The following is a 20021-nucleotide window of genomic DNA, read 5'->3' as shown; positions in this document are numbered from 1 at the left end:
AACATAACAAAAAATGCGGCCATCTGATTAGATGGCCGCGTAAATAATCGAATACAAAAAATTAGTATCCGGGATTCTGTTTTAGATTTCCCATACTCGCATTGATTTCAACTTGAGGAATCGGGAAGATTTCATTTTTATTGGGAGTAAAGTTGATATTTTTAAATGTAGGAAGAATACCTCCTTCGAAGGCCGAATAGGCTGTAATTACATCCTTCGCTATCCCCCAACGTACAAGGTCATAAAAACGATGTCCTTCCATTGCGAGCTCCAATCTACGCTCAAAACGTACTGCTCGTCTAGCCTGATCTTGGTCAGTGAAAGTGAGATAAGGTTTCACATTATATTTTGCAGCAGGAACTCCTGTATCTGTCAGCTTTCCAGGCAATTTAGATGCCCTGATTCGAATAGCATTGACATACTTCAATGCTTCAGGAAGGTTATTCAATTCAACTTCACACTCAGCCGCCATTAATATAACATCAGCGAGGCGAATAATATTTACATCTAAATCTGTAACATAGGTGCCATCATTCGCCGTATGTCCTGAAAATAGCGCTTTAGGGATCATTGTCTTTATAATAGAGAAGGGGCCAGCATGTGGTCGCTGTCCATCCTCACGTCTCAACCAAGGATCTCCAGGAAATACACCATAATCCAAATACATGACTCCTCTTCTTCCGACATTATAATCAAGGCGAGGATCGAATTGTAGATTTGTATTCACCTTATAATCAGTAAGATCCTTTCCTGTCAAAAGAATATCCGAAGTATACGGATTGTTTCTATAAGATCCATCTAACAACGGTAATCCATTCGCGTCAACTTTATAGGCATTAACCAAGTCTATGGAAGGTTGATAAAAACCACAACATCCAACAGGTCCACCATTTAAACCCGACAACATATCCCCAACATTTGCATTATCTCCCGAACCATCCGGGTTAATTATATGCTTTGATACCATAATTGCCTCAGGACCGTCTTCTTTCAGTACATCGTAGTTGTCCTGGTAAGGCATTGTGGTGATGTCTTTTCCTGCAATGACAGCCTTAAACAAATCAAGTGCTTCTTTATACTTTTTCTGATAAAGGTAAAATTTCCCTAAATATGATTTTGCCACATTTTGGTCCATTCGTCCAGCCTCGTTGTTAATTTTTGTCAAAGGTAAATTCGCAACAGCAGTTTTCAAATCACTTTCAATCAGCGGCAAAATATCCTGATCATTTTTAATAGTTTTAGCCTCTTCAATTGAGGTATTTTCATTTATAATTGGAATATTTTTAAATACACGCCATAATAGAAAATAATAGTGGGCCCGTAACAATTTTGCCTCTCCTTCGATCTGTTTAGCACGCTCTGCAGTTACAGTCTTACCTTTACTCTGATCCTCAGCTAATAATTTGAGCGTTGTATTTGTACGGAGAACACCTTCATAGTACACTTGCCACATCGTACTTAAATTATCATTCGATGAAATAGGAGAAAAGTTCACCAATGCATTCATATCAGGTTGATCTGTCGGTATGGATCCTTTATGCGCATTATCTGAAGTAATTTCACCAAATACCCATTGGCTCGGAGCAGAAGAATAATTGCCCCAGGTACCACTCACATTACCATTTAATATGGAATAGGCACCTATTAGCGATGCTTCTACACCTTTTTTAATGCCGACCTGATCTTCAATCAATTGTCCTTGCGGATTCTTTTCCAAAAAACTTTTACCACAACTCGCTAAGCCCAGAATAGCTATACCCGTGATTCCAAGCAATATTTTTATATTTTTCATTTTACTCAAATTAAACATTAAACTAAAATCCTACACTTACGCCCAACATGTATTGTCTTGACTGTGGATACACCCCAAAATCAACGCCAAGTGCAGGGTATTTGGAAGGTGTCGCCGTAACTTCAGGATCTAATCCTTTATATTTTGTAATTGTAAACAAATTGGTCACCCCTAGATAAGCACGAAGTCTCTTCACCCCGGTATTTGATCCAAATAATTTATCAGTCTGAAAGTTATATCCAATCTGGAAATTTTTCATTTTGAAAAAGCTCGCATCTTGAATATAATATGTTGATGAAGCGTATTCATTTGGAGACACTTTATCTTTGGTTATCGATGGTACAGAACCAGATGGGTTTTCAGTACTCCACATGTCTAGGAGCCGCGTACTTTTTTGTCCATCAAAAACACCAAAATCAGTAAAATAACGAGTTGCTTCATAATTTTGATTACCTTTTGATCCATAGAAATACATCATCATATCAAAATTTTGATACCGCGCGTTAAAATTAATTGCATAGGTAAAATCCGGATGTGGGCTACCAATAATCGTTTTATCACTTTCGTCTATTTTACCATCGTTATTGATATCCTCAAAGCGGAAGCCGCCCACACGAGCCAAATCATAAGAAGCATACTGAGTCAACTCACCGCTATTCTGATAAATTCCTGCGACCTTAAATCCATAAAATGCGCCAAAAGGGCTTCCCGCTTTCATAATAGATGTCTCCATACTCCGAAACGCTCCGTACACAACCTGTTCGACTCCCGGAGCGAGTGAAAGAATTTTATTGTCATTTTTCGAGAAATTAACCCCTAAGTCAAAATCAAATTTATTCGGATCATGTTGCTTATGGTGATAGTTAAGAGACAACTCTACCCCTTTATTTTGCATATCACCCACATTTAAATAAGGAGAGTTCCCCCTTCCAACTGCTGTTGCAGGTAGAGGTAAAGCAAATAACATATCGGTAGTTTTCTTATTATACCAGTCAAATGTTCCGTCTATTTTACCTTCAAGAATAGAGAAGTCCAATCCGAGATTGAGCGATTTGACCTGTTCCCATTTCACATTTTCATTTTGATAATCGCTGATCCACATCCCACTTACAAGACTTCCACCAATTGGATAGGAAGAGGAATTTTGTGATAGTTGAAATCTCTTTAAGTATTGATAACCGGGAATTCGTTGATTTCCCGTAATTCCATAACCCGCCCTGATTTTCAAATCATTCAACCAAGAGATATTTTTCATAAAATCCTCCTGTGACAAGCGCCATGCTGCACTGGCTCCCGGAAATACACCATACTTGTTATTCGGTCCGAAATTTGAAGAACCGTCCCTTCTTACTGTGGCACTTAATATATAACGATCTTTATAAGAATAGTCTACCTTTCCAAACAATGAAAACAGCGAACCGTAGGCTCCTTCACTTGCTCCCGATTTCTTGCTACCCGAACCGACATAAAAATAATCTAAGTTATTCGTAATAAAGAAATCATTATCAGTTCCTCTAACTTGGCGATGCGAATTGTCAATAGCCTCCGTTCCCAACAAAATATTTAAATTATGAACGTCGTTAAAATTCACTTTATAATTCAATGTATTGGTCCAAGTCCACTCAGTATTGTAACCTGCCGTTTCGGCAATCCCATTATTGGCACTTCCCTCCTGAAACTCGAGATTTGGATAGGTATAATCAACACCATAATAATTTTCATATTTAATACCAAAACTTGTCCTGAATGTCAATCCCTTCAAAATATCATATTCTCCAAAAGCATTGCCAAAAAATAGATTGGATCTATTCACATCATCTTTTGCGCGATAAGCAATAGCGACAGGATTTTCACCATTTCCCCATCCACCAATCGACCCAGCGAAGTTCCCTCCCTCATCATACACAGGAATAATGTTCTTAATCCGATAGGCAAAGCCAAGCGCACTACCTTCACCTATATAATCTCCGGCTGTATTCGTATTAACACCAATACCATGACCTTTTGTCATCGAATACTGCATATTTTCTCCAAAACGAAGTTTCTTGTTAAATGCAGAGAAGTTCGTATTTGAACGGACGTTAAATCTTTCAAATCCAGTATGGATTACTGTTCCTTTTTGCCCTAAATATCCTCCCGAGACTGCATAAGATGCGTTTTCACCACCACCAACTGCACTCAATTGATAGGATTGCGTAGGGGCATTTTGTGATAATTCTTTAAACCAATCCGTACCCGCCTGGTTGGCTTTTGTAATTTGAAAAAATTCTTCTTTGTTGTCCGCGTAGTTATACTTCGACATATCTACATTCTTAGGATCTATCTCATTCCCAGAAAGCGAACCATAGCGGAGATAAACGGGAAGATCACCTGTATTACCATTTATCCTATATACCTGCAGAGGATCTAACATTTTCGGAAATCTACTGCTATTAGGTACTTGTACGCCATAATAAGTATCCAAATTAATCTGTGGTTTACCTGATTTACCCGATTTTGTTGTTATAATAATAACACCATTATTTGCACGAGAACCGTAAATAGATGCTGCCGACGCATCTTTCAGGACCTGCATAGACTCGATATCATTCTGGTTTAACCAGCTCAGTTTTCCTTCGTATGGAACACCATCGATAACATATAGCGGTTCATTGTTATTAATTGTACTGTAGCCACGGATTTTAATCGCTGGAGTAGCACCCGGTGCACCGTCCGTAACAACTTGAACCCCTGTGGCACGTCCCTGTAAGGACTCTACAGCACTCGCAGCTGGTGTGGTCTTCAATTGATCTGTATTGACTACAGCAACAGATCCGGTCAGATCCTTCTTCCGCTGTGTAGAATAACCAGTGACAACGACTTCCTCTAATGCATCTTCACTGCCGCTTAGTGAAATCGTAAGATCAGCTTTCGAAGAAACAGCTACCTCCGTACTTTTGTATCCAATGTAACTGACAATAAGCACATCCCCGATTTTTCCTTGAATAGTAAATGCGCCATTTTCATCTGTCGATGTTCCATTACTACTCCCCTTAATTTTGACAGATACACCAGTAAGACCTTGACCTGTAGCCGCATCCTTCACTACTCCCTTGATCGGTGTCTGTTGTAAGCCTTTGGTTTTCATTAATGAAACGACTTCAACTTTGCCATGGTTGGTTAATCCACTGGCAAATCCATGAGTGGTCATTCCTCCCCCAATGAGAAGAGAACTCATAATCAGAAACCTCTTATTGAACTTTTGGCCCAATATGAGATCAAAACAGCAATTTTTGTCCGTTTTTTTCATCATAATTTTACTAAATAGGTGGTTTAAAAAAATTTATGTTTATTCTTTAGTTGTTTTAGTTGATATTGGTTTTAATTTAAGTTTTTGGTCATTTTTTTAGGTCTGACGACAACAATGCGATATTATTGACAGGTTCAGGCCCTTTGGTTATTCATTTTTTTTCTAATTTGGTTATTTTCCAGAAATGTTAAAATCTGTTAAATAAATGTAAAGAATAATAAATGTAAAAAAAAAGGAAAAATCTTAATTAATTCACAAAGCGCTATAAATCAAGTTATTGTATTTTATACACTAAGCTAAAATGCAATAGTATTGTTACACAAGCACATCCTTTTGTTTTTTATATCCGGAACGTTTCCCAAAATTCAATGTGCATTGTCAAATATTCCGCAAATAGGTCCAAATAAGCTAAAAGCTCCTTATATTTGTTGTTGATGAATGTAAGTAATTTATTAGAACGGGCGCTCCGATTTGAGTTCCTATCCAAGGAAGAGGGTGTTTTTTTATATCAAAACGCACCTACAGCTGATTTGACTTTCGTAGCCAATGAATTGCGTAAAATACAAGTGCCACATGGCAAAGTAACCTGGCAAATCGACAGAAATGTCAATACCACGAATGTGTGTATTGCAAATTGCAAGTTTTGTAATTTTTTCCGTCGCCCTGGTCATGAAGATAGTTACATTACCGATATTGAAAGCTACAAACAAAAGATAGAGGAAACTTTTAAATACGGGGGCGATCAACTGCTGCTGCAAGGTGGCCATCACCCGGATTTAGGTATTGAGTTTTACAAAAACCTTTACAAGCAATTAAAGGAACTTTATCCTACGCTAAAACTACATTCGCTCGGCCCGCCTGAAATTGCACACATTTCCAAACTGGAGAATATGAGCCATATTGAAGTTTTGACGCAATTGAAAGAAGCAGGACTAGACTCGCTACCTGGAGCGGGAGCTGAAATTCTCAATGATCGTGTGAGACGTCTTATATCAAAAGGAAAATGCGGTGGTAAAGAATGGCTAGATGTTATGCGGGCAGCCCATAAAATTAATTTACCAACTTCTGCCACCATGATGTTTGGTCATATCGAAACGATAGAAGAACGTTTTGAACATTTGGCATGGATTCGCGAAGTACAGGATGAAAAACCTCAGGAGTCCCATGGATTTATTGCATTTATCCCTTGGCCTTTCCAAGATGATGGTACCTTATTGAAAAGACTTCGCGGCATTACTAACAACGTAACAAGTGAAGAATATATTCGTATGATTGCCTTAAGCCGCATTATGCTTCCTAATATTAAAAATATACAGGCTTCTTGGCTCACCGTCGGAAAGCGCACAGCGCAATTATGTCTGCACGCTGGAGCGAACGACTTCGGCTCAATTATGATTGAAGAAAATGTCGTTTCGGCAGCTGGTGCACCACATCGGTTTACATCAAAATCTATACAGGAAGCTATTTTGGAAGCTGGATTCAGCCCACAACTGCGAACACAAAAATATGAGTTCCGCGAGCTACCAGCCCATATGGTCGAACAGGTCATTAACTATTAATACGATACATTGAAAGACGTCATAAGAAATATTGAAGCAATTATATTTGCTTCTGCGGAAGGAATAGATCTTGCCGATATCAAACAGATTTTGCAGGAATCCTTAGCCATTGAAGTATCCAGGGAAGAGCTACGTGAGTTGATTAAAAAAATTGAAACGAAGTACCAGGACGAAGACTATGTACTCGAATTACGCTATATCAACAACGCCTATCAGTTTTTGACAAAAGCTCTTTATCATGAATCGATACAACAGCTCCAAAATCACAATAACAAGCGAAAACTAAGTCAATCAGCACTAGAAACACTCGCAATCATTGCCTACAGACAACCGATAACAAAATTAGAAGTGGAGCAGATTAGAGGTGTAAGCTGTGATTATTCTATTCAACGATTACTGGAAAAGAAACTGATCAAAATTGCGGGAAAAGCAGATAGTATCGGAAAACCATTACTTTATGCAACAAGCCAGCAGTTCATGGATCACTTCGGAATCAATGGTGTGAGAGATCTCCCACAATTGAAAGACATCGTTACTGAGGACAATGCGATTGGCGAAACAAATGAATAAATAAAATAAAATAAATTTTTATTTTCAAAATACAGTTCAACATACTGATTAACAGAAAAATAAAGCTTAATATTTTTTTAAAAAAAAGTTTTAAAAAATAGTTTTCTTCTCTAATTTTACAACATTGAATAAGAAACAATAAAGTATTATTTTATGAACACGGCAACTTTAGCTAACGAAGATCTTGAAGAAGTAAAATTCGCATCTTTCAACGGTCCTGATGACGATGATGATGATTTCGATGATGATTTCGATTTACCTGAAATCGACTCGATTGGAGGATTGGATGACTTCGATGATGACGATGAATTTTAATATTTTAGTGCGATATAACACTACCTATTAAAACACCAGAGTATCATTAAAAAATAAGGCGTTCAATCAAATTGAACGCCTTATTTTTTACTTTACTTGATTTTTTACTTTACTTGATCGATCAATTTATGTAATTCCATCTTGGGAATCATGCCGCTTTGTCGCCATACCTGTTGGCCATTTTTGAACAACACGAAAGTAGGCACGCCACTTACCTTATAAATCGAAGCAATTTTTGGATTCTTATCCACGTCAATCTTAATGATAGACAAATCATCTTGATAAAATTCCTTTACATCCTGTAAAATCGGCGCCATAGTCTGGCAGGGACCGCACCACGTCGCAAAAAAATCCACCAAAACCAGCGAATTTGATTGAATAATCTGGTCAAAAGTAGCCATTATTGATTCTCCTTTACTTCTTCTTGCAATGCCTTATACCCACCTTGGATATTGCATATATGTTTAAATCCTTTAGTGCTCAAAATAGATACAGCCACTGCACTCCTATAACCTGATTGACAGTGTACATACAGCTGTTGATTGTCTTTTTTAAGCGTAGAACCAAAATTAACGAAATCTGTTAATGGAATATTCATTGCATTGTCAATATGTCCATTACCAAATTCTTTAGCTGTTCTTACATCCACAATATGACCTTGATCTGATCTTTTCCTGAATTCTCCTGCACTGATATTACGCAACGAGACTACATCTTCGCTAGCTTTCCAAGTTTCAATGCCGCCTTCTAAAACCCCAATAATATGGGTATAACCCAACTGTAATAAATGATGATAAACTGTATCTTGACTATCGCTGTCTGTAATCAATAAAAGCTTTTGAGCTTTATTTGGAAATACTTGCCCCAAAAAGTGATCAAAAGGACCTTTAAAGCCTATATTTATAGATTTAGGTACAAATCCTTGTAGGAAAATATCGCCAGGTCGCGTATCAAGAACTTGGATAGCTGTTTCACGACGCAATTTTTTAAATTCTTTCAATGTTAATCGTGGTAAATCTGAAGCGGGTTGCGACATCTCGACCCGATGAGTCTTCGATTCCGCATGCAATTGCATTTGACCATTAAACAGTGCTAACCAAACCCCACATAATGTGATAAAAACTCTATGCATATATTTTACTATTTAAAAGGAATAAGCAGCTTTTCCAATTCCTCAATTTTACCATTGTATATATTTAAGTCCACATTGCCCTGAATCCCTCTGACAGTACCTTTTTCAGAAAATTGCCAAAACGCCCAATGCTCTTTGGGGTTCTCAACCCAAAAGTTATAATTTGCAATCCACAACGTATAAGCTGCAAATTCCTTTTCCAAAAAGTCACTATAAAACTTATCTCCGGAGTAAAGAATGGGTTTTACTTTGTAGTGGGCTTCGACTTCTTCAAGCCAACGTTTTAGCCCGACTTTCAAGCTATCCATCGATTGTTGTTTTGGATGCTCCTCAATATCCAAGACCGGTGGAAGATCGCCAGACTGTAGTTTAACCTTCCGAATAAAATTCCTCGCTTGCTTGACCGAGTTCTCATTGGGTCTAAAATAATGATAGGCCCCTCTCAAAACTGCCCTATTTTCCGTTTTACTCCAATTTTGACTAAACTTATCATCAATGCCTTTTTCACCCATTGTCGCCCGGATAAACACAAAATCTATCGGAAAATGATCATTTATTGTACTTACCTTCTGCCAATCTATTTCTTCCTGATAGGTAGACACGTCTATGCCAAACACCTTATCATCGTGCTTGCTCATAATCTCAATATTACGAATATCATATTTAGCTTCCTTCGTCAGAGACTTGTCTTTGGAGGTAGCCACGCGAAAATAGTATATAATTCCAGCCCGATAATGCCACACAACAAGACAGAGGAAAAACACCAGCATCCCTGCTATCATCCAAATCCACTTTGTTCCACGAACCTGACTTCCTTTTATACTTGTTTTCTTTCTTTTTGATTGCTGTTGTGCCATAGCACGATGAAGTTACGGCAATAGCAATTAACTCGCAAAATTTTCGCAACAATTTATATTTTTGTGTATGATCGTATACAACCCCAAAGACTGGCTTTCGGCAACTTTCAAGTTGCATAAATCAGATACCTTCAAAAAGTTACTGCCATTTCTTGTTTTGATAGCGTTTTATTCCTGGATGATTGCCTTTCTAGAATTGGAATACCTCAAACTAAATGAAAAGAGCTGGGTCAAAAACATTACCATTGTCCACAACTTACTCGGTTTTGTTATATCGCTTTTACTGGTATTCCGAACAAACACGGCCTATGACCGCTGGTGGGAAGCCAGAAAACAATGGGGTACATTGACTAATGTTAGTAGAGCCTTTTCGTATAAACTAAATGCCATGCTGGATGTAGATGACAAAGTGAATCGTAGTTTTTTCAGAAAGGCAATCCCCCTATTCGCAGAAACACTATACGATTTTCTAAGATCGGATTACACCAAGTTTATGCTCGACGAAAACGAACACCCTGAGTTAAAGGCTTTGGATAATAAAAAACATGGTCCGAACCAAGTTTCTACCATGATCTTCCACAAAATCAATGATCTATATAAAGAAGGAACTATAACTGGCGATCAGCTTATTATCCTTAATGAGGAAATTATTACCATGACACATGTTTGTGGAGCTTGTGAGCGTATTAAAAACACCCCAATACCATTGGCATATAGTGCATTTATCAAGAAGTTCATTATCTTCTATACCATGACCCTTCCAGTAGGTTATGTTTTTTCTATCGGTTACTTTGTTGTGATTGCTGTACCATTTATCTTATATGTTTTAGCATCTCTTGAATTAATTGGTGAGTCCATTGAAGAGCCATTTGGTATCGACCAAGACGATTTACCGATCGACAAAATTGCGGCCAACATCAGGAAACACTGCCATGAGATTATCCCTGCATAGACTTTTTTAAAAACAATCTAGCTCATTTTCAAACGCTAAGACTAGCTATAGAAAATAAGTTTTGTAAATCTATTCGAAATTTCTACTTTTGTCGCGGAGAGTTGGCAGAGTGGTCGAATGCGGCGGTCTTGAAAACCGTTAACTGTCACAGGTTCGGGGGTTCGAATCCCTCACTCTCCGCAGAAAAAGCCTTTCAGAAATGAAAGGCTTTTTGCTTTTGCCCCTTTATTCTCTCCCATCAAAAGATCAATTTTCTTATAGTACCATTCCATTCGAATTATCAGAGCGTTACCTACAAGAAAACAACAATTCACACAACTCTTCCTGGCCACATGCACTCTTTTTCACTTTTTTCATTCCTTTATGTAATAATCTGTAATTCATAACATCTAATAGGCAGAATATTCTAGAAAACCATAATTACTAATTTTAAATTCAATGCTTATGAAAACTATTGTTCTTCGTATCAATAAAGATCTACCGAACTATTTAAGCCATTTCACCAAAGTCGGTATTTCAATACTTTTACTCATAATTTACGGATCGGCATTTGCACAAAAAAAATATGATTTTCAGGTCAGTATCTATGGAACAGGAACACCAATCATTCTTATTCCAGGATATAGCTGTAGTGGAACTGTATGGACAGAAACTGTAAATCACTTAAAAGATAAATACGAATGTCACGTGCTTACACTTCCTGGCTTCGCAGGACAAGCACCGATTAAAGAAGCATTGCTTGAGACTATGCGCAATGAAATCATAGCATATACAGAGGCAAAAAAATTGCAAAATCCGATTCTTCTAGGCCATAGTTTAGGAGGCTTTTTGAGTCTCTGGATCGCAAGCACTGCACCCTCCCTATTTCAAAAAGTTATCGTTGTGGACGGAGTACCGTTCTACCCGGGCATGCAGAACCCAAATACAAGTGTAGAGGAAGTGAAAAAGTTGGTCGATAAAGATGCACTTATCGCACAATTTACTTCAATGGGAGACCAACAACTTAGTGTATATGCTGAAAATATAGCACGACAGCTGGTAACCGATTCTATAAAAGCCAAAACAATAGCCGAATGGCAAGTACAGAGCGATAGAGTTACATTAGCATCTGCTTTTTATGAAATGATGACAACGGATATCCGTCAGGATCTTGCTAAAATTACCATACCCGTTTTGGTACTGGGTAGTAAGTACGAAACGCTGGAAAAATCGCAGCATATTCTTTCCGAGCAATATAAGTATGTAAAAAAGCTAACTTTACACAATACCAACAGTAAGCATTTTATTATGTATGATCAGCCAATATGGTTTTTTAAAGAACTAGACACATTTTTAAAATAACCCGATGACCAACAAAGAAAACTTTGAGATTATTTACAAAGAATATGCGCCGGCCATCCGCAAGCTATGCCTCAGTTATACCGGAGACCGAGATAATGCAGAAGATTTAATTCAAGAGACCTTCATTACTGTATGGAAAAAACTCGACAGTTTTCGCAACGATGCCAAATTAGGTACCTGGATCTACAGAATAGCGATCAATAATTGCTTGACGAGTATGCGAAAAAAAACATCAACATTTAAAAAAAATGACCGACACAAGCTGCATCGAAATACCAGAGGAATCATCGTCTGAAAAAGTACAGCAGATTGATCTGCTATACAAATGCATCAGCAAACTAAAAGAAGCTGATAGGGTACTGATCACATTGGTATTAGATGAAAAACCTTATGAGCAAATAGCAGAAATTACGGGAATTACAGAGAATAATCTCCGTGTAAAAATCCATAGAATTAAAAAAGAATTAACCGAAATTTTCCATAAATATGCAAGACTTTAACGATTTACAACATCTTTGGAAACAGGATAGCAAACAAAATATCTTGCCCCCAAAACACCTGAATAAGGTCAAAAACTTTCGTCAAGAATTAATAAGGAAAGAAATAGCCGGTGCTGTTTTATTGCTTGTAACAGGTCTAATTATTCTTGCTCTGGCATATTTTCTTGATTTTAGGCATAAAACGCTCGCATTGTACACATCGATGTTTATCGTATCCTTCCTTTGCTTTATACAGGCATACTTAATGTTGACTACTGCACGTAAAATCAAACAGATCAACGAAGCAGCTTTACCTACCGAACATTTACAACAGTGGCAACAGTTTGACTACTTTCGAAAGAAAAGAATTCATTGGAATATGCCGATTTATCATCTTCTTCTCGGGATAGCGATCTCGATCTATCTTCGGGAAATCCTAACAGGTGCCAGTTTCCACTATTATTTACTGACTTACCTTCCAACCTATAGCTGGATTCTATTTTCATACTTTTATCTGGGTAAAAAACAACTCGCTAAAATTGACCGATCAATCAACGAAGTTATTTTTGAATTACAGGAGTTAGAACGGCAGTTCGGGAATTGAAAAATCGGATGATGTTTGTTCCTTAAAAATACGTTCATGATTACTTTTTTAATTGCAATAAATAACCTTAAAACAAGATTATGATCCCATCTAAAAGCGGACATATCGCCCAAAGCAGAGTCCGCTATCTCCAATATGACATCGAAAGGTGGTCAACCTCTAAAAATAACCAACTGGTATTCAACTACATTTCTATTTAAGAGTGCTAAAACTGCTTTTAAACAAAGAAAAATGTAAAATAAGTTTTGTAATTCTACCCAAAATTTCTACTTTTGTCGCGGAGAGTTGGCAGAGTGGTCGAATGCGGCGGTCTTGAAAACCGTTAACTGTCACAGGTTCGGGGGTTCGAATCCCTCACTCTCCGCGGAAAAAGCCTTTCAGAAATGAAAGGCTTTTTGCATTTTAGCCCAATTTATCCCCTTACTCTTCTTAAGAACTTACCTCAAGTTTATATCCTTTACCACGTATAACCGTAATTTTGATATTCGGATCAAACTCCAATTTTTTCCTAAGTTTTGATATAAACATATCTAAACTGCGCCCAACAATAATTCCCTCATCTTCCCAAATTTCTTTTTGCAGCCGTGTTCGCGCTATTGTCTGGTTAGGAGACAAGGCGAAAATATGTAACAGACGAGCTTCCGTTCCAGTGAGATCTATGGTGTTTTCATTAATGACCATTTCTCGCTCCTGCGGATTAAACAAAACGGCCCCAAAGGTTAAAATACTGCTATTTTGATCGTCTAACACATTGCTTCGCCTCCGATCCGATTTCAAAAAAAAGAATCCAGCAAATGCTAAAAACAACAGAATACCAAGAAAATAGCTATTCGCTGCTGTATTTATCCCGCTCGGTTTAAATTTAATATTGATCATGTAACATCCTTTAGGTTGCACTCTACCTCTACAAGCAATAATATCATCCTTTTCATTATGGGAAATAGCATATCCATAAGCTACACTCGAATTGCCACAGTTGAGTACATTAACGACATAATCACGGGCATGAGGATCATTGATCAACAGGCGCTGAATAGCACTCACCAGTGAGTCTGGTGTAAAGGTGATTTCATTCTCAAACCTGATCTGATATTCATTTTCTTGAATCTTTTCTACCGGAAGTACCCTTGATCTACTGTCTCCAGACTGCGTAAGCAGTTCATCCCCTATCCTCCTAAGCAAAACTTCCCTCCTAGCGCTATCAAAATCGTCTGTGCCAGTCATATCAAAAGCAACAAAGGCCATCGCAATAAACAAGAGTATTATGCCGCCATACAAGTACTTGCGGTTCCCTGAGAAAATATTTCGGCTTTCAGACATACGATTTACAATTTATTTACAAAGATTACATCACTATTTACAATCTAAATCCCTCTATATAAGTATCATCAAAGTAATTTTGTTACATCACTCTAAAACAGATACGAGAAAAAAAGTTTGAACGGATCTAATTTACTGGGATAAATCTAATGTTCATTAAACTTTTAAAAATATGAAAAAAATTATCTACGTATTGGTTTTACCGCTCGCTATAGGAAGCGGCTTGGCCTTTGCTAATCGCGAAATCAAAAATGAAACTTTAAAAAAAACGGCTCCGAATTCACGCACTCTCACTGAAACGACCACCGAAAGGAATAAATGGGAAGCGAGCCCCAATGGTATAAAATTCAAAAAATGGAAAGAATCTCCCGAAGGTATAAAAGTACTTGACAATGCTGCGAAAATAAAGAATCAAGTAAAGAATTCTGCTAACATAGAGGCGGTTGTAACTTCTCTCTATCTTCCTCTTGGTGCACAGTTAGGTTTTGGAGTGATGATTAGGATTAATCGTAAAGACTATATTCTAAGTTTTGGTCTGGAAAATTCTAATGAATTTCAACAATTGAAAAGTCTGAAAGTAAACGACAAAATAACGATAAGGGGGCGTAGTGTCATGTTCGCGCCGAAGTATTCGTGTCCAATAGTAGCGGGCGACTATGTACAAAGAGATAACAAAATAATTTATAAACGCATGCCTAACCAAAGCGGTTGCTGAGCAACTTAACTACAACTCCACAAGAAAAGCCTTTCAGCATTGAAGGGTTTTTTTTCAAACCACTAAAAAAATTTCGACAGCCTAGCAAGCGCCCTAAATCGATCGAAAGGACAAAATGACAAGAGAATTGGTCAAATCGGATCAACAATGAACAAACTAAAACATAGCATAAAAAAAACTGATTATCAACAACTAAGAAAAAAAACACAGAAAGTACTTGAGAAAAACCCCAGTTTTTTAAAAAAAATACTGTGGAATCCGTTCTTCGCTGACATCATCATAGTGAGTAACAACAACGTGTTAACCTAAAGATGACGATCATGGCAGAATTAAACCAAAAAACGCAAGAAACGGGAAAGAAAAAAATAAGAAGCAGAAAAATGGCTCCTAAAGTAGATTTAACAGCCATGGTAGACCTCGCATTTCTTCTCATTACATTCTTTATGCTGACCACAACATTAAATAAACCATCTGCAATGGATATCGCCATGCCAGACAAAATTAAATCAGATGTAGAAAGTTCGGTTCTTATTGATGAAAACCGCACGGCGACCCTCATCTTAGGCGAAGGAAAATTCATGTGGTATCATGGGGATTTCAAAAAACCGATCAGCTCTTCAAAAGTACCGGTAGATATCGAGAAAGGGCTCTCAGTCGTTATTGCACAGTTAAAAGCTAAGATAAGCTCTATGCCCGACACAAAGGACATGATTGTATTGATTAAGCCTAGCAAAGAAGCGCGCACAAAAGACGTTATTCAGACGATAGATCAATTGAAGGACCAGCATATTGCACGTTATGTGATCAGTAAAACACAAATCGAAGAAGAAAAGCAATTGCTCACTGTACTCCAGTAACATTGATTTGAGCGATGTCCTATCCATGCATTGAAACAACCGATTGAACGAGCCTTTCATAGGTAAAATCAATTAATGTCATCAAAAAACATGGGAATGATTTCTATCTGATAAAATAGACAATAACAAGTTTACCGAAAGGTCGTATGATCGATCTTTCGGTAGATTCCAAACCCGTACCGAAAATTATCTTTTATCCAGATTATTCCAATAACGCTCCACATTTTCCTTTACCTCAACCGGTAGGGATGCATAATTTTCTGAAAACGTTGTTTGACTATAACCATCTGTTTCCTCCGCACGAAGACGGTAAAACTTGTTCTTGTAAAGAACAAGTCCTATACAGCTAAGCTGCTTTTGGAGATCATCTTTTGGATGCCTTGAATAGATAAATAATGCATCCAATTTACCATCCTTATCCGCATCAAAAAATGCCTTCCGAGATTCCCAAACCGACGTAACGATCCCCTCTTCGGATATCAATTCATCAGCCACAAGCTGCCACATTCCATCGATCTGCTGAAATTGCTGTACATAAAGCTTATCGGGATCGGCACCCCGTTCCTCTTTTGAAAATACAATATAATTGTCTTCTTTTGGAGTTTGAATGCGTTCCACTTGTAACACACGCTTCCCCTTAAATGGAAAACCAGAAGATTGAAAATTTTCCTTATTGATCGAAATTGTTGTAACCTGCGCCTCGACAGCATAAAATCCCATCGATAATAGGATTAAAAGAACGTATTTTCCCATATGTTTTTCCCTTAGTATTGAGTCAATTTACTGACAATAAAAGAGAATTACAATATTTCAACGAGACATCTTTACATCCAAGTGATGCGATTCTCCCTAAATGTCACTACATTTAATCCAGATAAACATCATGAAGAAGCTTTTGATCCAGCTACAGGTCTTTATTCATGAGCTTAGATCATACGCCGATGAAACAAGATATCCAAACACTCGATGACATTAAAGTATTAGTAGATCAATTTTATACGACGATACGTAACGATACTTTGCTCGGACCTATTTTTAAAGAACGAATCCGAGACAATTGGGCGATCCATCTTGAGAAGATGTATAGTTTCTGGCAGACTATCCTACTGGATGAACATCGTTATTTTGGCAGCCCCTTTCCACCCCATATCAACTTACCCATTGATGCGCAACATTTTGGTCAATGGCTCAAATTATTCGAAGCAACAGTAGATCGCCTATACAGTGGACAAAAGGCAGAAGAAGCCAAATGGCGTGCGCAGAAAATGGCCCAAATGTTTCAGTTCAAACTGGAATACCTGCACGCCAACCCCGACAAGAAGCCATTGATCTAAAGTTAGCCTACAAGGCCCACTTGACATTGTCAAATAAAAAGAAAAATTAATCCATAAAAAAAGCCCTGGAGTTTCCAAGGGCTTTTTTAGTTGATGTGATTCAATTTATGCTTTTTCTTCCTTTAAGGAAGTAGAATCTTTTTTGGGTTCCTTTTCTTCGAAACCTGAGCGTAAAATTTCATCCCATAAGGAAGAACTCACTCCAAAACCTTTTTCTGGATCAGAATAATGGTGCAACATATGGTGCTGCTTGATCCGTTTGAAAATACCGCTTTTAAAATTAGCATGGTGCATTGCATAATGACATTCGTCATAGATCAAATACCCCACCATAAAACCTGAGAAAAAACAGGCTAAGATAAACTCATTCGAAAAAAACAATGTAAAACCAAGATACACCAAAAGAGCTAGTGGAATACTCGCTGACAACGGCATCACCAAACGCATACGGTCTCTTGGATAATCATGATGCACACCATGGAAAATAAAAGCGATTCGCTTTCCCCATTCCGATGTCGGATGAAAATGAAACACCCAACGATGTAATGCATATTCAAAAGCAGTCCAGAAAGCTAAACCAAAAATAAAATACCCACTGTATGTTAAAAAAGAAATCTCTCCCCAAACTAGAGCTTTATACGAAAAGAAAACAACCACGGGTACATAGAAAATCAAAGGTACACTCCAATGCACTTTCGTCAAAGACTCTAAAAAGTCATTCTTGAACATGCGCGTAGATTCCGTAGAATTTGAAACATAATTACGCTTTGCCATAATACTATTTTTATTATTCCCTCACAAAAATAAGTATTTTAAGCACAAATGAAGAAGGTTTCTGATGAGAAAAACAAAATAACTGACCTTTTTAATAAAAAGGTTAAACAACAATCATCACCCCAATCAAGCTAAACCCTTTTTATTTCATCTATTACCTCAAATTTCCACTCTTTTCTATAAAATCAACTAAAATAAACTCGCACTAAAATTGACAAATTCAAGACAGTTTACTTATTTAAAGTTGACTGTTCCGCCGGCCATTTTCTTTTCTACACGTTGTTCCGGTTTTCCATAGACATCAATGACACCACCACCACGTGTTTTTGTTTCGATCGAATCAGTGGCAAAAACATCCGCTTTTCCCCCGCCATTGACAGTAACTACCGTTGTTGCTGTCTTAAAGTCTTTACCTTCATATTTGCCGCCAAAATTCGAAATGATCTCCTGTTTATTTGCCTTTCCATACAAAGCGATTGTAGCCCCCGAGGTCACTTTTATTTCAGCTGTTTTTACCGCTGTATAGAGATCGACCAAACCACCTTCTGAAGCATATACTTTTAAGTGGTCAGCAGCAACTGGATTATTTGTCGTTGCAAATACCTTGGCTCCTTTTTTTGCTTCCACATTGTTCAAACTCTTGTAATATACCTTCACAGAGATATTCCCCCCTTGCAGCATATTCAAGGTATTCATTTTCAAAACCAAGGATCCATTTGTGTTGACGACCTTAACATTTTCATGGTTCTGTCCTTCAAACGTCACCAAGGACTCGTCGGATTTAATCAACTCCACCTGAATCTTGTCCGTCGCTACAACCGAAGAAAAATCGCCAACATTTTGCTTCACCTGCCCAAACCCCATTTGGGCAATTAATAAAAGAATTACACTGACTCCTAAAAATTTCATATTTACTTGACTTTTTATTGTTGTTCGTCAAAAAATAAGCCAATTCCTATTAAGAACAACATTTTTAACCTATTTTGACATAAAAAAGGCGCCCTATATAAGGGCGCCTTTATGATCTATTTTTTCAACCTATGCTTATAGTTTGCTATTAACGTCTACTGCATTCAAATCAGCGAACGCTTCTTTCAGACGAGCAACAAAAGTTTCTTCACCTTTACGTAACCAAACGCGTGGATCGTAATATTTTTTATTTGGAGAATCAGTTCCTTCAGGGTTACCGATCTGACCTTGCAAATAATCATGGTTTTTCGCTTCATAAGCTCTTACACCATCCCAGAATGCCCATTGCATATCCGTATCAATGTTCATTTTGATCGCACCGTATGAAATCGCCTCTGCAATTTCTTCAGGAGAAGAACCAGAACCACCGTGGAATACGAAGTTTACAGGCTTCTCAGCAGTAAGATTATATTTCTCACGAATATATTCTTGTGAATTATGTAATATAACTGGTTGCAATTTCACATTACCTGGTTTGTAAACACCATGAACATTACCAAATGCAGCTGCCACTGTAAATTTGTCAGATACTTTAGACAATTCTTCAAAAGCATACGCAACCTCTTCCGGTTGGGTATACAGTTTTGAACTATCTACATCCGAGTTGTCAACACCGTCTTCTTCACCACCTGTCACACCCAGCTCGATCTCAACAGTCATACCAAGTGGTTTCATACGCGCTAAGTATTTAGCTGAAATTTCAATATTTTCTTCAATTGGCTCTTCCGATAAATCCAACATGTGAGAAGAGAACAATGGTTTTCCGTGTTGCGCAAAGAATTTCTCGCCAGCGTCCAACAAACCGTCGATCCAAGGTAAAAGTTTCTTAGCTGCGTGATCTGTATGCAGAATAACTGCTACACCATAATGCTCAGCTAATAAATGAACATGTTGTGCTGCAGATACAGCTCCCAATACGCAAGCTTGTAAATTATCGTTGTTTAAGGTTTTACCAGCGTAGAATTGCGCTCCACCATTTGACAATTGAATAATTACAGGAGAATTTACTGCTTTCGCAGTTTCCATAACCGCATTGATAGAGTTTGTTCCGATAATGTTTACCGCAGGCAAAGCAAACTTATGTTTCTTCGCAACCTCAAACAACTCTTGTACTTGATCTCCTGTCAATACACCTTTAAAATCTTTTAGGCTCATATTTCTG

General features: G+C 37.7%; 21 protein-coding genes and 2 tRNA genes. 13 read left to right on the top strand and 10 right to left on the bottom strand.

The window, feature by feature from the left end:
• Positions 1–61 precede the first annotated feature (61 nt).
• Together OK025_RS12520 and OK025_RS12515 are read right to left on the bottom strand one after the other, a co-directional pair.
• The gene (locus OK025_RS12520) at positions 62–1792 is read right to left on the bottom strand and encodes a RagB/SusD family nutrient uptake outer membrane protein (protein WP_317669703.1); all 1731 of its coding nucleotides are present in this window, start codon (positions 1790–1792) and stop codon (positions 62–64) included.
• A 22-nt stretch (positions 1793–1814) separates the two neighbouring features.
• A complete protein-coding gene (locus tag OK025_RS12515) occupies positions 1815–5084 on the bottom strand; it encodes a TonB-dependent receptor (RefSeq protein ID WP_317669702.1) in 3270 nt (1089 codons plus the stop codon).
• Between the two features lie 431 nt (positions 5085–5515).
• On the opposite strand from OK025_RS12515, the gene mqnC reads away from it, so the two are divergent.
• From mqnC to OK025_RS12500, 3 genes are all read left to right on the top strand, one after another.
• Positions 5516–6640 (top strand): cyclic dehypoxanthinyl futalosine synthase, encoded by a 1125-nt coding sequence (gene mqnC / locus OK025_RS12510; protein ID WP_317669701.1) that lies wholly within the window; start codon positions 5516–5518, stop codon positions 6638–6640.
• Between the two features lie 9 nt (positions 6641–6649).
• Positions 6650–7210: an SMC-Scp complex subunit ScpB gene (scpB, locus tag OK025_RS12505; RefSeq protein ID WP_317669700.1), complete on the top strand. Its 561-nt coding sequence runs from the start codon at positions 6650–6652 to the stop codon at positions 7208–7210.
• A 153-nt stretch (positions 7211–7363) separates the two neighbouring features.
• Complete coding sequence (locus tag OK025_RS12500) at positions 7364–7525, top strand: hypothetical protein (RefSeq protein ID WP_167450446.1); 162 nt, start codon at positions 7364–7366, stop codon at positions 7523–7525.
• Between the two features lie 104 nt (positions 7526–7629).
• On the opposite strand, the gene trxA is transcribed toward OK025_RS12500, so the two are convergent.
• The 3 genes from trxA to OK025_RS12485 are packed head-to-tail and all read right to left on the bottom strand — an operon-like array spanning position 7630 to position 9514.
• The gene (trxA, locus tag OK025_RS12495; RefSeq protein ID WP_075994036.1) at positions 7630–7926 is read right to left on the bottom strand and encodes a thioredoxin; all 297 of its coding nucleotides are present in this window, start codon (positions 7924–7926) and stop codon (positions 7630–7632) included.
• A complete protein-coding gene (locus tag OK025_RS12490) occupies positions 7926–8657 on the bottom strand; it encodes a rhodanese-like domain-containing protein (protein ID WP_317669699.1) in 732 nt (243 codons plus the stop codon). Before OK025_RS12490 ends, trxA begins: the two co-directional genes overlap by 1 nt.
• Positions 8658–8665: 8 nt before the next feature.
• A complete protein-coding gene (locus OK025_RS12485; protein ID WP_317669698.1) occupies positions 8666–9514 on the bottom strand; it encodes a glycoside hydrolase family 25 protein in 849 nt (282 codons plus the stop codon).
• Positions 9515–9581: 67 nt separating this feature from the next.
• Between OK025_RS12485 and OK025_RS12480 the strand changes: the two genes are divergently transcribed.
• The 7 genes from OK025_RS12480 (at position 9582) to OK025_RS12450 (ending at position 13254) form a co-directional block, all read left to right on the top strand.
• Positions 9582–10466 carry a bestrophin family protein gene (locus OK025_RS12480; RefSeq protein ID WP_153846862.1) on the top strand — a complete coding sequence of 295 codons (885 nt, stop codon included), beginning with the start codon at positions 9582–9584 and terminating at the stop codon, positions 10464–10466.
• A 95-nt stretch (positions 10467–10561) separates the two neighbouring features.
• A tRNA-Ser gene (locus tag OK025_RS12475) sits at positions 10562–10646 on the top strand.
• Between the two features lie 264 nt (positions 10647–10910).
• Entirely contained in the window at positions 10911–11807 is an 897-nt protein-coding gene (locus OK025_RS12470; protein ID WP_317669697.1) for an alpha/beta hydrolase, read from the top strand.
• Positions 11808–11811: 4 nt separating this feature from the next.
• Positions 11812–12102 (top strand): RNA polymerase sigma factor, encoded by a 291-nt coding sequence (locus tag OK025_RS12465; protein WP_317669696.1) that lies wholly within the window; start codon positions 11812–11814, stop codon positions 12100–12102.
• The gene (locus OK025_RS12460; protein WP_317669695.1) at positions 12056–12307 is read left to right on the top strand and encodes a sigma-70 region 4 domain-containing protein; all 252 of its coding nucleotides are present in this window, start codon (positions 12056–12058) and stop codon (positions 12305–12307) included. The genes OK025_RS12465 and OK025_RS12460 overlap by 47 nt, the downstream gene beginning before the upstream one ends.
• Positions 12294–12890, top strand: coding sequence for a hypothetical protein (locus OK025_RS12455; RefSeq protein ID WP_317669694.1), 597 nt, complete (start codon positions 12294–12296; stop codon positions 12888–12890). The genes OK025_RS12460 and OK025_RS12455 overlap by 14 nt, the downstream gene beginning before the upstream one ends.
• 279 nt (positions 12891–13169) lie before the next feature.
• A tRNA-Ser gene (locus OK025_RS12450) sits at positions 13170–13254 on the top strand.
• Between the two features lie 65 nt (positions 13255–13319).
• Here the strand turns inward: OK025_RS12450 and OK025_RS12445 are convergent.
• Positions 13320–14210, bottom strand: coding sequence for a response regulator transcription factor (locus OK025_RS12445; RefSeq protein WP_317669693.1), 891 nt, complete (start codon positions 14208–14210; stop codon positions 13320–13322).
• A 172-nt stretch (positions 14211–14382) separates the two neighbouring features.
• Here OK025_RS12445 and OK025_RS12440 point away from each other — a divergent pair, with 172 nt between their 5' ends.
• Positions 14383–14925, top strand: coding sequence for a hypothetical protein (locus tag OK025_RS12440; protein WP_317669692.1), 543 nt, complete (start codon positions 14383–14385; stop codon positions 14923–14925).
• Positions 14926–15245: 320 nt separating this feature from the next.
• The gene (locus OK025_RS12435; RefSeq protein WP_317669691.1) at positions 15246–15782 is read left to right on the top strand and encodes a biopolymer transporter ExbD; all 537 of its coding nucleotides are present in this window, start codon (positions 15246–15248) and stop codon (positions 15780–15782) included.
• Between the two features lie 186 nt (positions 15783–15968).
• Here OK025_RS12435 and OK025_RS12430 read toward each other — a convergent pair whose 3' ends face one another.
• A complete protein-coding gene (locus OK025_RS12430) occupies positions 15969–16535 on the bottom strand; it encodes a hypothetical protein (RefSeq protein WP_317669690.1) in 567 nt (188 codons plus the stop codon).
• A gap of 188 nt (positions 16536–16723) precedes the next feature.
• Between OK025_RS12430 and OK025_RS12425 the strand changes: the two genes are divergently transcribed.
• Positions 16724–17116 carry a group III truncated hemoglobin gene (locus OK025_RS12425; protein ID WP_317669689.1) on the top strand — a complete coding sequence of 131 codons (393 nt, stop codon included), beginning with the start codon at positions 16724–16726 and terminating at the stop codon, positions 17114–17116.
• Positions 17117–17221: 105 nt separating this feature from the next.
• On the opposite strand, the gene OK025_RS12420 is transcribed toward OK025_RS12425, so the two are convergent.
• The 3 genes from OK025_RS12420 to fbaA all read right to left on the bottom strand — a co-directional run bounded on the left by OK025_RS12420 (position 17222) and on the right by fbaA (position 20014).
• Entirely contained in the window at positions 17222–17890 is a 669-nt protein-coding gene (locus OK025_RS12420) for a sterol desaturase family protein (protein ID WP_317669688.1), read from the bottom strand.
• A gap of 234 nt (positions 17891–18124) precedes the next feature.
• Complete coding sequence (locus OK025_RS12415) at positions 18125–18799, bottom strand: head GIN domain-containing protein (RefSeq protein ID WP_313187430.1); 675 nt, start codon at positions 18797–18799, stop codon at positions 18125–18127.
• A 135-nt stretch (positions 18800–18934) separates the two neighbouring features.
• The gene (gene fbaA, locus OK025_RS12410; protein ID WP_153846853.1) at positions 18935–20014 is read right to left on the bottom strand and encodes a class II fructose-bisphosphate aldolase; all 1080 of its coding nucleotides are present in this window, start codon (positions 20012–20014) and stop codon (positions 18935–18937) included.
• Between the last annotated feature and the right edge of the window lie 7 nt (positions 20015–20021).

This window comes from Sphingobacterium sp. UGAL515B_05, from assembly GCF_033097525.1.
Classification (GTDB): Bacteria; Bacteroidota; Bacteroidia; order Sphingobacteriales; family Sphingobacteriaceae; genus Sphingobacterium.
This window is presented reverse-complemented; position numbering and strand designations above follow the sequence as displayed.